This window comes from Streptococcus gordonii, from assembly GCF_001553855.1.
GTDB classification, from domain to species: Bacteria; Bacillota; Bacilli; order Lactobacillales; family Streptococcaceae; genus Streptococcus; species Streptococcus gordonii.
On record NZ_LQWV01000003.1, the window covers coordinates 1 to 13,312 of the forward strand.

A 13,312-nucleotide genomic window follows, 5' to 3' on the forward strand; every position below is an offset into this window, starting at 1 on the left:
TCTTAGTATATCATCTACTACCTCTCCTGTCAACTACTTTTTTGAAATTTTTTTATATTTTTTTATTATTCTTCTTTTTCTTTGACTATCAAATTCTTTAGATAGAATTCCTCACCGTTATTTCGAGCTACCAAACCGACTATTGCCAATTGAATTAAGTCGTTTGCGAAGTTGCGAACATGAGTTGCCGCACTTCTGCTAATTTCTTTTTTGGAAAATTTTTGTCTTAACTGTTTATAATTACGCCCCTCCTTTTTAAAAAAGTCAGTTTCTTGTAGATATTTTTGTACATTTTCTAAGTTAGCCAGAATGCCGAGATGGAAAGCGGCAGAAATAAAGGTTCTATCAAAAGGCTGAGCACAAACACTTCGAAACTCGACAGTCCCTCTTGTTGTTAAATCTTGATACTGATAACTTCTGTGATTTTCAAAATCTTCTTGCTTCGGTGTTAATTCTACTGTTTCACCCGACAGATTGTATGCTTTAATTTTTTCATGACTTAAATAGTCAATTGCAGGAATTGGAAAGAAATAGTAGTCTTGATCACCTCTTTTAGCTGTGAAAACTGCAGATTTGCCAAGATAAGAAAAAAATTCATCTTCGTTTTGGAAATCTTTTAGATTGACACCTGCATTTTCTTGCAAGATTCCATGCATAGATTGTTCCCAAAAAATGTCTCGCGCAATTTTTGTATTCCATGAAGAATCTGGAAATTCAGAATTGGCAAAAAGATATGCTTTGGCTGCTTCAATTTGATTAAAAACATTAATAACACTTATAAAGTTTTCTTTAGAAACATCTAGTTGAATTTGATTTCCACAGATAAATGCTCCATATTCAGGATAAGAATGCAGGTCTTTTAATTTTAAAGTCTTGCTCATTGATAAATACTGCATTAACATTTCATAGCGAGGCGATTGAACTGGATTATTGTCATTTTTATCCCAAAAAGGATGAATTCCTTTCCCTTGCAATTCATGGTCATCTTCGCCCAAAATAGATTGGATAACACTTAGATATTCTGTGAATCGCTCTTCCACTTCTTGAATCTTTGTAGCTTTCTCAAACGCGAATTCTAAAATATTGTATGAAACTTCAAATAGAATTCTATCTTCATTTTCTTTAGACTTTATCTGGATTGGGTCTCCAACTCTATCAAACTTCTCTGCTTCAAAGGAATGCTGATCAATAAGGCGCTTTAGCAAGTTCTTAGCCACATTTATATCAGTTGCTTTTCCCTGACAATTTACAATAGGAAATTCCAACTCAATGCCTACATAGATAGTTGGTTTTTCTTTAATATTTTTTAAATATCGATCTTTTAATAGCTGTATTGCATTAGTCATTTTGAATTCCTATGATTTATCCTTGATATTTATTTTATTAAAAGTATAGCTCCGATAGAACTTACTTTATTTTATTTCTCAGCTCCTACCGTTTTTAACATTCTTTAAAAGGAAACTTAAGGAGATCTTCAAAATAATCATTCTTTGTATTAGAGTATTATAACAAAAATTCTATTTTTTTCCTATATTCAAGCAAAAACGCCTGCTTACGAAATTGTTTTTTTATCAAAAAACAATTTCGTAAACAAGCGTCTACCTATCATCTCACTATATGATGAGTGTTCCCGCTAGGAAAAATCCTAGCGGTAGACCAGAGCTAGACTAAGAATAGAACATCTATTCCATCATCATAACACTCAACAAAGATTGATGATCTTATACTAATTCGATGATTGCCATCGGAGCAGCATCTCCACGACGTGGTTCAGTTTTAAGGATACGAGTATATCCACCATTGCGTTCTGCATAACGAGGTGCTAATTCAGAGAACAATTTTTGAAGTGCAGTAGTTGAAGTATATTTTTCAGTTGCTTCATCATAGTTTTCTGATGCAATTTCGTTACGAACAAAAGCAGCTGCTTGACGACGAGCATGCAAGTCACCACGTTTACCCAAGGTAATCATTTTTTCAACTGTTTTACGGATTTCTTTTGCACGAGCTTCTGTTGTTACGATTGATTCGTTGATAATCAAGTCAGTAGTCAAATCACGAAGCATTGCTTTACGTTGTGAGCTAGTGCGTCCTAATTTACGGTAAGCCATGTATTCCTCCTTTATTTATCGTTTTTTAACCCTAGACCTAAATCTGTCAGTTTAACTTTAACTTCTTCAAGACTCTTACGACCAAGGTTCCGAACTTTCATCATTTCAGGCTCAGTTTTTTCTGTCAAATCGTAAACTGTGTTAATACCAGCACGTTTCAAACAGTTATATGAGCGAACAGACAAATCTAGTTCTTCAATTGTGCGTTCCAAAACATGATCATCTGAGCTCTTATCTACTTCTTTCATCACGTCAGTTGCTTTAGCCACCTCAGTAAGATCAGTAAAGAGATCCAAATGTTCAGTCAAGATGCGCGCTGAAAGACCAAGTGCGTCTTCTGGAATGATTGTTCCATTTGTCATAATTTCAAGGGTTAGTTTGTCAAAACCATCATTGCTACCAACACGAGCTGGCTCAACTTGGTAATTAACTTTTGTCACTGGCGTATAGATAGAATCTACAGCAAGTGTTCCCACAGGTGCATCATCACGTTTATTTTGATCAGCTGGAACATAACCACGACCACTGTTAACTGTCATGACAGCTTTAAAGCGTGCTCCTTCACCGATTGTAAAGAGATAATGATCTGGGTTTACAATTTCGATATCGCTATCTGTCAAAATGTCTCCAGCAGTAATTTCTGCAGGACCTTCAACATCAAGTTCAATCATCTTTTCGTCTTGGACGTAAGATTTCACAGCAATCCCTTTGATGTTAAGAATAATTTGCATAACATCTTCACGGACACCTGGGATAGTATCAAATTCGTGTAATACTCCTTCAATGTTGATAGAAGTAACTGCTGCTCCTGGTAATGAAGCCAACAAGACACGACGAAGTGAGTTCCCAAGAGTTGTACCATAACCACGTTCAAGTGGTTCTACCACAAACTTGCCATAATCTTTATTTTCATCAATTTTTGTTATATTTGGTTTTTCAAACTCAATCATTTAGTTAACTCCCTCTTAAACGAAAAGCAGTGTAATTGTTGGTGATTATACACGGCGACGTTTTGGAGGACGAGCACCATTGTGTGGTACAGGAGTCACATCACGAATAGCTGTTACTTCAAGACCAGCGGCAGCAAGAGCACGAATAGCTGACTCACGACCAGAACCTGGACCTTTTACAGTAACTTCAACTGATTTAAGACCGTGTTCTTGTGCAGATTTAGCAGCTGCTTCAGATGCCATTTGGGCAGCAAATGGTGTAGATTTACGAGAACCTTTGAAACCAAGAGCACCAGCAGATGACCAAGCAATCGCATTACCATGCACATCAGTAATCATAACAATAGTGTTATTAAATGTAGCGTGAATATGTGCAATACCAGATTCGATATTTTTTTTCACACGACGTTTACGCGTTGGTTTAGCCAAGACTTTTTACCTCCTTATATTATTTTTTCTTACCAGCAATCGCAACAGCTTTACCTTTACGAGTGCGAGCGTTATTTTTAGTGTTTTGTCCACGAACAGGAAGTCCACGACGATGACGGATTCCACGATATGAACCGATTTCCATCAAACGTTTGATGTTTAGGTTTACTTCACGGCGAAGGTCACCTTCAACTTTGATCGCATCCACTTCACGACGGATAGCGTCTTCTTGATCAGGTGTCAAGTCTTTTACACGAACGTCTTCAGAAACTCCAGCAGCAGCTAGGATCTTCTTAGATGTTGGAAGACCGATACCATATACGTAAGTAAGTGATACGACTACACGTTTGTCATTTGGAATATCAACTCCAGCAATACGAGCCATGTTTTCTCCTTTCTAATTAACCTTGACGTTGTTTGTGTTTTGGATTTGCAGGGCAAATAACCATAACACGACCATTACGACGAATAACTTTGCAGTATTCGCAAATTGGTTTGACCGATGGTCTTACTTTCATTTCTTAATCCTCCAAGTTTTTCCATTATTTAAAGCGGTAGGTGATCCGTCCACGAGTCAAATCATACGGACTCATTTCGACAGTAACACGGTCTCCCGCTAAAATACGAATATAGTTTTTACGAATTTTACCAGAAACTGTTGCTAAAATCTGATGTCCATTTTCAAGTTCAACCGTAAACATTGCGTTTGGCATAGTATCAATTACCTTGCCTTCGACTTCGATCACATCATCTTTTGCCACGCAAAAGTACCTCCCTAAATTTTGATTCATCACCTCTGGACACAGAGGTAACAATTATAAGTCAGACTAATTCATTGTATCACTACTTGTCAAATATTGCAAGCGTGAAAAACGCTTTTATTTCAATTTTTCCAAGACTTTTTCGATATCTGAAAATACATCATTAATATCTTGATTACCTTGGATATCATGGACTAATTTTAGTTCTCTGTAGTGTGCTAAAATAGGTTCACCTTGAGCAATATTTACATCCAAACGGCGCTTAACTGTTTCAGGTTTATCGTCTTCCCTTTGGTAATAATCTTCTTCATTGTAGTTTGCTGGTGGATTGAAGACCTTATGGAAAGTTTCGCCTGTTTGACGGTGAATGATTCTTCCACTTAAACGCTCTAAGAGGCAACTTGGATCCACTTCAATATTGATGACACCATCAAGATCAATGCCAAGATCTTTTAAAATAGCATCTAAAGCGTGGGCTTGATCAATAGTACGAGGATAGCCGTCCAAAAGGAAGCCTGTTTCTTTAATATCTTCTTGAGACAAACGTTCTTTTACAATTCCATTGGTAACTTCATCCGGAACAAGTTCACCTTTGTCAATATATGATTTAGCGAGCACGCCCATCTCAGTTTGATTAGCTATTGCAGCGCGGAACATATCACCTGTAGAAATATGTGCTACCTTAAATTTTTCAACGATTTTCGCTGCTTGAGTTCCCTTACCTGCACCAGGTAAGCCCATAATCAAAAGATTCATGTTGATTCTCCTTTTTTGTTTTTCCATAAATCTATTAAACCGGTTAATAAACTTATCCAAAAACAAAATAGAAGGCTGACTAAGTCAACCTATTTCTATTTTGTTGTTGTATTCATAAAGCCGGTATATTTTCTCTTCAGTAAATATCCTTCCAATTGTTTCATTCCTTCGATACCAGTGGCAATAATGATCAAAAGACTGGTACCTCCCAAAGCGACTGTATCTGATAAACCAAATAAGTCTTTTGCAATGATTGGGATGATTGAAATAAAACCTAGGAATAATGAACCAACAGTAGCCAATCGGCGAAGTAGTTTCGACATAAATTGCTCAGTCCCTTTTCCTGGACGTACTCCTGGAATGTAGGCACCGCTCTTTTGTAGATTTTCAGCTGCTTTTTCTGGATTAATCTGTACAAAGGTATAGAAGAATGTAAACAGAATAATCAGCAAAGCATACATAGCAATACCTGTTGGTGTTGTTGTCGCAAGCAAAGACTGAGCTGTACGAACCCATCCCCAATCATTACCAGATGCGCTTAAAAACTGTAGAACAGCTGCCGGCGCGGCAGTGATTGAACTTGCAAAGATTACCGGAATAACTCCTGCTGGATTGACCTTCAAAGGAAGATATGAACTGGAAGGAGCACCTTGGGCAATCTTTGTATATTGGATTGGGATTTTGTATTCTGCTTGTTGTACGTAAGTTGTAAAGTAGACAATAAGTAAAACCGCTACAATCAAACAAGCTACAAAGATGATTGAAGATTGCAATCTGTCACTCGGTACATTGACAAAATAATCTTCATAAATACCTTTAACCATCTCTGGAATTGATGCAACAATCCCGGCAAAGATAATCATAGATACACCATTTCCATAGCCCTTATCAGTAATTTGTTCACCGAGCCAAACAACAATCATTGATCCAGTTGTTAAGATAGCCCCAATGAATAGATAGGTTTGCCAGTTAGGTGCCGCAACTAGTTTAGTGCTAGACAAGGCATTAAAACCAGCAGTAATACCGATAGATTGTACAAAAGCAAGTGCTAAGGAAATATAGCGTGTTGCTTGATTTAACTTTCTACGACCTACTTCACCCTGTTTACCCCATTCAACAAACTTCGGTAACAAGTCCATTTGAAGGAGTTGCACCACGATGGAAGCAGTGATATAAGGGCTCACCCCTAGCGCAAATACTGAAAAGTTTTTCATGGCATTACCTGACACCAAGCTTAGCATGTTCAGAAATGACAAGCCACTTAAGGCTTCTAAACTTTTTGCATTTACACCAGGAACAGTGATTGTAGTACCAATACGAAAAACTAAGATAATAAAAATTGTAAATAAAATCTTAGAGCGTACTTGCTTAATCTTAAATGCGTCTTTTAATAGTTTGAAAAACATAGGTCACCTCTCTTAGATGACTTCCACTGAACCACCTTTAGCAGTGATAGCTTCTTCAGCAGATTTAGAGAATTTAGCTGCTTTAACAGTCAATTTCTTTGTCAATTCTCCGTTACCAAGAATTTTAACGCCAGATTTTTCAGCTTTTACAATACCTGATTCAACAAGCACAACTGGTGTTACTTCTGCACCGTCTTCAAAAGCATTCAACTGATCAAGGTTAACAATAGCATACTCTTTGCGGTTTACGTTCAAGAAACCACGTTTTGGAAGACGACGGAACAATGGAGTTTGTCCACCTTCAAAACCAAGACGAACACCGCCACCGCTACGAGCTTTTTGACCTTTTTGACCACGGCCAGCTGTCTTACCGTTACCAGATGAAGTACCACGACCAACACGGTTACGGACTTTACGAGAACCTGTAGCAGGTTGTAATTCATGAAGTTTCATTATTTAATTTCTCCTCTTTTGTAAAATGCTAGCGCTCATATAGGAGAAAAGGTGCCTCCTATACAAACTCGCCTATACATATATTTAGTTTTAGGGGCTGAGAAAAACCCATCCCCTAATGTATTTTAAATTCAAAGTTGTTAAACTAGCAAAGCTTATTTAACTTCTTCAACAGTTACCAAGTGAGATACTGCAGTAATCATACCACGTACCGCTGGATTATCTTCTTTAATAACTGAGCTGTTCAATTTGCCAAGTCCAAGTGCTACAACAGTTTTGCGTTGTGACGGAATGCGTCCGATTGGAGGCTTAGTCAAAGTAATTTTAATTTGAGCCATGTGATCCCCTTTCTTATGCCAAGTCAGAAACTGAAATACCACGAAGGGCAGCAACTTCTTCAGCGCGTTTTAATTGTTTCAAACCTTCAACAGTTGCACGAACAATGTTGATTGGAGTGTTAGAACCAAGTGATTTAGATGTTACATCTGCCACACCTGCCAATTCGATAACGGCACGAACAGCACCGCCAGCAGCAACTCCAGAACCTTCTACAGCTGGTTTCAACAATACTTTAGCTCCACCAAATTCTGAAAGAACTTCGTGAGGAATTGTTGTGCCAACCATTGGTACTTCAATCAAGTTTTTCTTCGCATCTTCAACTGCCTTGCGAATCGCTTCTGGTACTTCTTGAGCTTTACCAGTACCGAAGCCTACACGACCATTGCGGTCACCGACAACTACAAGAGCTGCAAAACGAAGACGACGTCCACCTTTAACAACTTTAGTAACACGGTTAATCGCAACTACGCGTTCTTCAAGTTCAACTGCATTGTCTTTAAATGCCATTTTCTAGTGTCCTCCCTATTAGAATTTCAATCCGTTTTCACGAGCTGCATCAGCCAAAGCTTTTACACGTCCGTGATAGAGATATCCACCGCGGTCAAACACCACTTCAGAAATACCTTTAGCAACTGCACGTTCAGCAACGAGTTTACCAACAACAACGGCTTGTTCAGTCTTAGTTCGTTTTGAAACTTCTTTGTCAAGAGTTGAAGCGCTTGCGAGCGTTACACCCGCTACGTCATCAATCACTTGAGCGTAGATGCCTGTATTAGAACGGAATACGTTCAAACGTGGGCGATCAGCAGTTCCAGAGAGTTTTCCGCGAACACGACGGTGGCGTTTTTGGCGGACTTTGTTTTTATCTGGTTTCGTAATCACAATTTTCACCTCTTAATATTAATCTTGTGCTTAAGCACAAAGTTGGAAACAAGGGATAGGGTTGAAAATCAACCGAATCACATTATTTACCAGTTTTACCTTCTTTACGGCGAACAAATTCACCAACGTAGCGGATACCTTTACCTTTATATGGTTCTGGAGCACGCAAGCTACGAACGTAAGCAGCTGTTTGACCAACAGCTTCTTTTGAAATTCCGCTGATAACGATAGTCGTTGGATTTGGAAGTTCAAAAGTAATTCCTTCTGGAGCTTCAACTTCGTCTGGATGAGATTTACCAACAGCCAAGACAAGTTTCTTCCCTTGAAGTTGTGCACGGTAACCTACCCCACGCATTTCAAGTTCTTTCTTGAATCCTTCTGAAACACCAACAACCATGTTGTTCAAAAGGGCACGAGTAGTTCCGTGGATCGTTTTCATTTCTTTTGAATCGTTTGGACGATGAAGTGTTACTTCAGTACCTTCCACACGGATTTCAATATCTTTTGAGAACTCACGAGTAAGTTCTCCTTTAGGTCCTTTTACAGTTACAACGTTGCCATTGTTAGTGATTTCAACACCAGCAGGCAACACGATAACTTTATTACCAATACGTGACATGTTTATTTTCTCCTGTTAAATTGTCAGACCATGACGGCCAGTTTTCACGGGGGTTAAATCGATTTCTCGATTTAAAGGAACATTTAGGTTTCAATTTCAAAGTAAATCTAGGCATCGTCTCGCAGGCATAACTTTGGGTTAGGCAAGAGACGATAACGAAGAGTCACAAAGAAATTGGGAGCTAAATATTACCAAACGTAAGCGATAACCTCACCACCAACATTCTTTTGGCGTGCTTCTTTATCAGTAAGCAAACCTTCAGAAGTTGAAAGGATAGCAATTCCAAGTCCGTTTAATACTTTTGGAAGATCTTCACGTTTTTTGTAAACACGAAGTCCTGGTTTAGAAACACGTTTCAAACCTGTGATAACTTTTTCACCATTTTGTCCGTATTTAAGGAATACACGGATGATGCCTTGTTTGTCATCTTCGATAAATTCAACGTTTTTTACAAAACCTTCGCGTTTAAGGATTTCCGCAATCCCTTTTTTAATATTTGATGCAGGTACTTCAAGCACTTCATGGTTTGCTTGGTTAGCATTACGAATGCGTGTCAAAAAGTCTGCAATTGGGTCAGTCATAACCATTTTTTATTTCTCCTCTTACTAGTAGTTTGCAAGTTGCACTTGCTAGTTAATGATTGAGCTATGCTCAGATAGTATTGATACTTTCAAATAAGATAACTCTTATTTGAACACGAGCTACAACCTGGGCAAAAAAGATAAATTTGTTTTGAAGCATCGCTCCTTCACCAAATTTCCTATTTTTGCTGTGGTTGTTACGCTCTTTGTATCATCATATTACCAAGATGCTTTGGTAACGCCAGGAATTTGTCCTTTGTATGCTAATTCACGGAAGCAAACACGGCAAAGTTTAAACTTGCGGTATACAGAATGTGGACGGCCACATTTTTCACAACGAGTATAAGCTTGCGTAGAGAACTTAGCTGGGCGTTTGTTCTTAGCAATCATTGATTTTTTAGCCATTTGTTTTACCTCCTATATTATTTTGCAAAAGGCATTCCAAGGCCTGTAAGCAATTCGCGTGACTCTTCGTCAGTGTTAGCAGTTGTTACGATAACGATGTCAAGACCACGAGTCTTATCAACGTCATCAAAATTGATTTCTGGGAAGATCAGTTGTTCTTTCACACCAAGTGTGTAGTTTCCGCGTCCATCAAAAGATTTTGTTGGAACACCGTGGAAATCACGGACACGTGGAAGAGAAACTGAAACCAATTTATCCAAGAATTCATACATACGTTCGCCACGAAGGGTTACTTTAGCACCGATCGCTACACCTTCACGAAGACGGAAGCCGGCGATTGATTTTTTAGCTTTAGTGATAAGTGGTTTTTGACCTGAGATAAGAGCCAATTCTTCAGCAGCTTTTTCAAGGTTTTTAGCGTTTGACACAGCGTCACCGACACCCATGTTCAAAACGATTTTATCCACTTTTGGCACAGCCATAACAGATGAGTAGTTGAACTTTTCAGTCAAAGCAGGAACTACTTCTTTAAGATATTTTTCTTTTAAACGATTTGCCATTATACTTCTCCTTTCCTTCGTGATTAGTCAAGCACTTCGCCTGATTTTTTGTTATAACGAACTTTTTTGCCGTCTACAAACTTGTAGCCAACACGTCCTGCAACTCCATTTTTATCCAAAACTTGAACGTTTGAAACATGGATTGGTGCTTCTTTTTCCACGATAGCACCTTGAGGGTGTTCATTGTTAGGTTTTTGGTGTTTTTTAACGATGTTTACACCTTCAACAACAACTTTGTTAACTTTTGGAAGAGCTGTTACGACAAGAGCTTCAACACCCTTATCTTTACCAGCAATAACACGAACTTTGTCGCCTTTTTTTACAAACATTGGGTTCTCCTTTGATTTCTTACGCCCTGAATGGGCACCCTGGATAAATCCAGGGGACTAGTTTGTTTTTTCGATTAAAGTACTTCTGGGGCAAGTGAAACGATCTTCATGAAGCCACCGTCACGCAATTCACGTGCAACAGGACCGAAGATACGAGTTCCGCGAGGAGTTTTGTCTTCACGGATAATTACCGCAGCATTTTCGTCAAATTTGATGTATGAACCATCTTTACGACGAGCACCTGATTTAGTACGAACGATAACAGCTTTTACAACGTCACCTTTTTTAACCGCACCACCAGGAGTAGCTTGTTTTACAGATGCAACGATCACATCACCGATGTTAGCGAACTTACGTCCTGAACCACCAAGAACTTTGATTGTCAGGATTTCGCGAGCACCACTGTTATCGGCAACTTTCAAACGAGTTTCTGTTTGAATCATTTAAGTTTTCTCCTTTCTGGTTTGATTAGATGATTACCGCTTCTTCAACAACTTCTACAAGACGGAAGCGTTTTGTAGCTGAAAGCGGACGAGTTTCCATGATACGAACGATATCGCCTTCTTTGGCAACATTGTTTTCATCATGTGCTTTGTACTTCTTAGAGTAGTTAATACGTTTACCATAGACTGGGTGGTTACGTTTAGTTTCAACTACAACTGTGATTGTTTTGTCCATTTTGTCAGAAACAACGCGTCCGACAAGAACTTTACGATTATTGCGTTCCATTGAAATTCTCCTTCCCTAGTCTATTATTTAACTTCTGATTGAACTGTTTTGATACGAGCGATTTGTTTTTTCACTTCTTTCAAACGAGCAGTTTGCTCTAATTGACCGGCAGCTGCTTGGAAACGAAGTTCAAACAATTCTTTCTTCAATTCATTTTCACGCTTCGCGAGTTCTTCTTGAGAAAGACCACGAAGTTCTTTAACAAATTCTTTTACTTCATTAAGTTTCATGTCTTCTCCTTATTCTGCTTCACGTTTCACGAACTTACATTTAACTGGTAACTTGTGGCTTGCAAGACGAAGTGCTTCACGAGCAATTTCTTCAGAAACGCCAGCAACTTCAAACATCACTTTACCACGTTTAACTGGTGCTACCCAACCTTCAGGAGCCCCTTTACCAGATCCCATACGTACACCGATAGCTTTTGCAGTGTATGATTTGTGTGGGAAAATCTTAATCCAAACTTTACCACCACGTTTCATGTAACGAGTCATAGCGATACGGGCAGCTTCGATTTGGCGGTTAGTGATCCAGTGGCTAGTAGTTGCTTGAAGACCATATTCTCCAAATGCTACTTCTTTTCCACCTTTAGCTTCACCGCGCATTTTTCCACGGAATTCGCGACGGTGTTTAACACGTTTAGGTACTAACATTGGTTATTTACCTCCTTTAGTGTTTTTACGAGCTGGAAGAATTTCACCACGGTAGATCCATACTTTAACACCAAGTTTACCGTAAGTAGTATCTGCTTCTTCCCAAGCGTAATCGATATCCGCACGAAGTGTGTGAAGAGGAACAGTTCCTTCTGAGTATCCTTCGCTACGAGCAATATCTGCACCGTTCAAACGACCTGATACTTGAGTTTTGATTCCTTTTGCACCTGCACGCATAGTACGTTGGATAGCTTGTTTTTGAGCACGACGGAAAGCGACACGTTGCTCTAATTGACGAGCGATTCCTTCACCAACAAGATGAGCATCCAAATCTGGAGATTTGATTTCAATGATGTTGATGTGAACTTGTTTACCTGTCAATTTGTTAAGTTTTGCACGGAGTGCATCAACATTTGCTCCACCTTTACCGATAACCATACCTGGCTTAGCAGTGTGAAGAGAAACGTTAACTTTGTTTACTGCGCGTTCAATTTCAATAGTTGAAACTGCTGCGTCAGCCAATTCTTTTTGAACGAATTTACGGATTGCAAGATCTTCATGAAGGTAATCCGCGTATTCTTTTTCAGCATACCATTTGGCATCCCAATCACGGATGATGCCGACACGCATACCAATTGGATGTACTTTTTGACCCACGATGTTACCTCCTTATTTTTCTGCAACTACCACAGTGATGTGGCTTGTGCGTTTGTTGATTGGTGAAGCTGAACCTTTAGCGCGCGGACGGAAACGTTTCATAGTTGGTCCTTCGTTTGCGAAAGCTTCAGATACTACCAAGTTAGCTTTTTCCAAACCAAAGTTGTTTTCAGCATTAGCGATTGCAGAGTTCAATACTTTTTCGATAATACCAGCAGCTTTGTTTGGAGTGAATTTCAAGATTGCGATTGCGTCAGCGACGTTTTTACCACGAATGTTGTCAAGAATAAGACGAGATTTACGAGGTGAAACACGCACTGTACGAGCCATTGCTTTAGCTGAAGTAATTTCTGCCATTTATGTTCTCCTTATTTTCTACGTGTTTTCTTGTCGTCTGCAGCGTGACCTTTGTAAGTACGTGTTGGTGCAAATTCACCAAGTTTGTGACCTACCATGTCTTCTTGGATGTAAACAGGTACGTGTTTACGTCCGTCATAAACTGCGATTGTGTAACCAATGAAACTTGGGAAGATCGTTGAACGACGTGACCAAGTTTTGATAACTTTTTTCTTTTCGTCGTTAGCTTGAGCTTCAACTTTTTTCATTAAATGCTCATCGACGAAAGGTCCTTTTTTAAGACTGCGTCCCATTATATATTTTCTCCTTTAAAATAAGTACCACAGCGGCCTGCGCTG

25 protein-coding genes are annotated in these 13,312 nt (G+C 39.0%); all 25 read right to left on the reverse strand.

The features are described from left to right. Positions 1-65: 65 nt before the first annotated feature. Entirely contained in the window at positions 66-1,346 is a 1,281-nt protein-coding gene (locus AWH02_RS02080; protein WP_060554197.1) for a glutamate-cysteine ligase family protein, read from the reverse strand. Positions 1,347-1,721: 375 nt separating this feature from the next. Continuing rightward, entirely contained in the window at positions 1,722-2,108 is a 387-nt protein-coding gene (rplQ, locus tag AWH02_RS02085; RefSeq protein WP_008809892.1) for a 50S ribosomal protein L17, read from the reverse strand. 11 nt (positions 2,109-2,119) lie between these two features. Next, positions 2,120-3,058: a DNA-directed RNA polymerase subunit alpha gene (locus tag AWH02_RS02090; protein ID WP_008809893.1), complete on the reverse strand. Its 939-nt coding sequence runs from the start codon at positions 3,056-3,058 to the stop codon at positions 2,120-2,122. A 45-nt stretch (positions 3,059-3,103) separates the two neighbouring features. Further along, positions 3,104-3,487 (reverse strand): 30S ribosomal protein S11, encoded by a 384-nt coding sequence (rpsK, locus tag AWH02_RS02095; protein WP_001118385.1) that lies wholly within the window; start codon positions 3,485-3,487, stop codon positions 3,104-3,106. A gap of 19 nt (positions 3,488-3,506) precedes the next feature. Continuing rightward, on the reverse strand, positions 3,507-3,872 hold the full coding sequence (gene rpsM / locus AWH02_RS02100; RefSeq protein ID WP_008809894.1) for a 30S ribosomal protein S13: 366 nt from the start codon (positions 3,870-3,872) through the stop codon (positions 3,507-3,509). Between the two features lie 16 nt (positions 3,873-3,888). Next, positions 3,889-4,005, reverse strand: a complete 117-nt coding sequence (rpmJ, locus tag AWH02_RS10605; RefSeq protein ID WP_001808836.1) for a 50S ribosomal protein L36 — start codon at positions 4,003-4,005, stop codon at positions 3,889-3,891. Positions 4,006-4,029: 24 nt separating this feature from the next. Further along, positions 4,030-4,248: a translation initiation factor IF-1 gene (gene infA / locus AWH02_RS02105; RefSeq protein WP_008809895.1), complete on the reverse strand. Its 219-nt coding sequence runs from the start codon at positions 4,246-4,248 to the stop codon at positions 4,030-4,032. 117 nt (positions 4,249-4,365) lie between these two features. Further along, positions 4,366-5,004, reverse strand: coding sequence for an adenylate kinase (locus AWH02_RS02110; RefSeq protein WP_060554199.1), 639 nt, complete (start codon positions 5,002-5,004; stop codon positions 4,366-4,368). A gap of 95 nt (positions 5,005-5,099) precedes the next feature. Continuing rightward, positions 5,100-6,410 (reverse strand): preprotein translocase subunit SecY, encoded by a 1,311-nt coding sequence (gene secY, locus AWH02_RS02115; protein WP_045504544.1) that lies wholly within the window; start codon positions 6,408-6,410, stop codon positions 5,100-5,102. 12 nt (positions 6,411-6,422) lie between these two features. After that, positions 6,423-6,863, reverse strand: coding sequence for a 50S ribosomal protein L15 (gene rplO, locus AWH02_RS02120; protein ID WP_045504546.1), 441 nt, complete (start codon positions 6,861-6,863; stop codon positions 6,423-6,425). A 155-nt stretch (positions 6,864-7,018) separates the two neighbouring features. Next, complete coding sequence (rpmD, locus tag AWH02_RS02125) at positions 7,019-7,201, reverse strand: 50S ribosomal protein L30 (RefSeq protein WP_060554200.1); 183 nt, start codon at positions 7,199-7,201, stop codon at positions 7,019-7,021. Between the two features lie 13 nt (positions 7,202-7,214). Next, positions 7,215-7,709: a 30S ribosomal protein S5 gene (rpsE, locus tag AWH02_RS02130; RefSeq protein WP_006269137.1), complete on the reverse strand. Its 495-nt coding sequence runs from the start codon at positions 7,707-7,709 to the stop codon at positions 7,215-7,217. 18 nt (positions 7,710-7,727) lie between these two features. After that, entirely contained in the window at positions 7,728-8,084 is a 357-nt protein-coding gene (gene rplR / locus AWH02_RS02135; protein ID WP_111705908.1) for a 50S ribosomal protein L18, read from the reverse strand. An 82-nt stretch (positions 8,085-8,166) separates the two neighbouring features. Continuing rightward, positions 8,167-8,703, reverse strand: coding sequence for a 50S ribosomal protein L6 (gene rplF / locus AWH02_RS02140; RefSeq protein WP_045504549.1), 537 nt, complete (start codon positions 8,701-8,703; stop codon positions 8,167-8,169). 188 nt (positions 8,704-8,891) lie between these two features. Then, the gene (gene rpsH / locus AWH02_RS02145; RefSeq protein ID WP_008809901.1) at positions 8,892-9,290 is read right to left on the reverse strand and encodes a 30S ribosomal protein S8; all 399 of its coding nucleotides are present in this window, start codon (positions 9,288-9,290) and stop codon (positions 8,892-8,894) included. A gap of 213 nt (positions 9,291-9,503) precedes the next feature. Beyond that, entirely contained in the window at positions 9,504-9,689 is a 186-nt protein-coding gene (locus tag AWH02_RS02150) for a type Z 30S ribosomal protein S14 (protein WP_001085697.1), read from the reverse strand. Positions 9,690-9,706: 17 nt separating this feature from the next. Further along, positions 9,707-10,249, reverse strand: a complete 543-nt coding sequence (gene rplE, locus AWH02_RS02155; RefSeq protein ID WP_002894499.1) for a 50S ribosomal protein L5 — start codon at positions 10,247-10,249, stop codon at positions 9,707-9,709. Between the two features lie 23 nt (positions 10,250-10,272). Beyond that, entirely contained in the window at positions 10,273-10,578 is a 306-nt protein-coding gene (gene rplX, locus AWH02_RS02160; protein WP_008809903.1) for a 50S ribosomal protein L24, read from the reverse strand. Between the two features lie 74 nt (positions 10,579-10,652). Beyond that, entirely contained in the window at positions 10,653-11,021 is a 369-nt protein-coding gene (gene rplN, locus AWH02_RS02165) for a 50S ribosomal protein L14 (RefSeq protein ID WP_002894494.1), read from the reverse strand. Between the two features lie 25 nt (positions 11,022-11,046). Continuing rightward, positions 11,047-11,307 carry a 30S ribosomal protein S17 gene (gene rpsQ / locus AWH02_RS02170; protein WP_000440801.1) on the reverse strand — a complete coding sequence of 87 codons (261 nt, stop codon included), beginning with the start codon at positions 11,305-11,307 and terminating at the stop codon, positions 11,047-11,049. Positions 11,308-11,330: 23 nt separating this feature from the next. Next, complete coding sequence (gene rpmC, locus AWH02_RS02175) at positions 11,331-11,537, reverse strand: 50S ribosomal protein L29 (protein WP_003071328.1); 207 nt, start codon at positions 11,535-11,537, stop codon at positions 11,331-11,333. A gap of 9 nt (positions 11,538-11,546) precedes the next feature. Next, the gene (gene rplP / locus AWH02_RS02180) at positions 11,547-11,960 is read right to left on the reverse strand and encodes a 50S ribosomal protein L16 (RefSeq protein WP_000960948.1); all 414 of its coding nucleotides are present in this window, start codon (positions 11,958-11,960) and stop codon (positions 11,547-11,549) included. Between the two features lie 3 nt (positions 11,961-11,963). Then, positions 11,964-12,617 (reverse strand): 30S ribosomal protein S3, encoded by a 654-nt coding sequence (gene rpsC / locus AWH02_RS02185; RefSeq protein ID WP_008809905.1) that lies wholly within the window; start codon positions 12,615-12,617, stop codon positions 11,964-11,966. A 12-nt stretch (positions 12,618-12,629) separates the two neighbouring features. Further along, complete coding sequence (gene rplV, locus AWH02_RS02190; RefSeq protein WP_008809906.1) at positions 12,630-12,974, reverse strand: 50S ribosomal protein L22; 345 nt, start codon at positions 12,972-12,974, stop codon at positions 12,630-12,632. 11 nt (positions 12,975-12,985) lie between these two features. After that, entirely contained in the window at positions 12,986-13,267 is a 282-nt protein-coding gene (gene rpsS, locus AWH02_RS02195) for a 30S ribosomal protein S19 (protein WP_000533766.1), read from the reverse strand. Positions 13,268-13,312 lie beyond the last annotated feature (45 nt).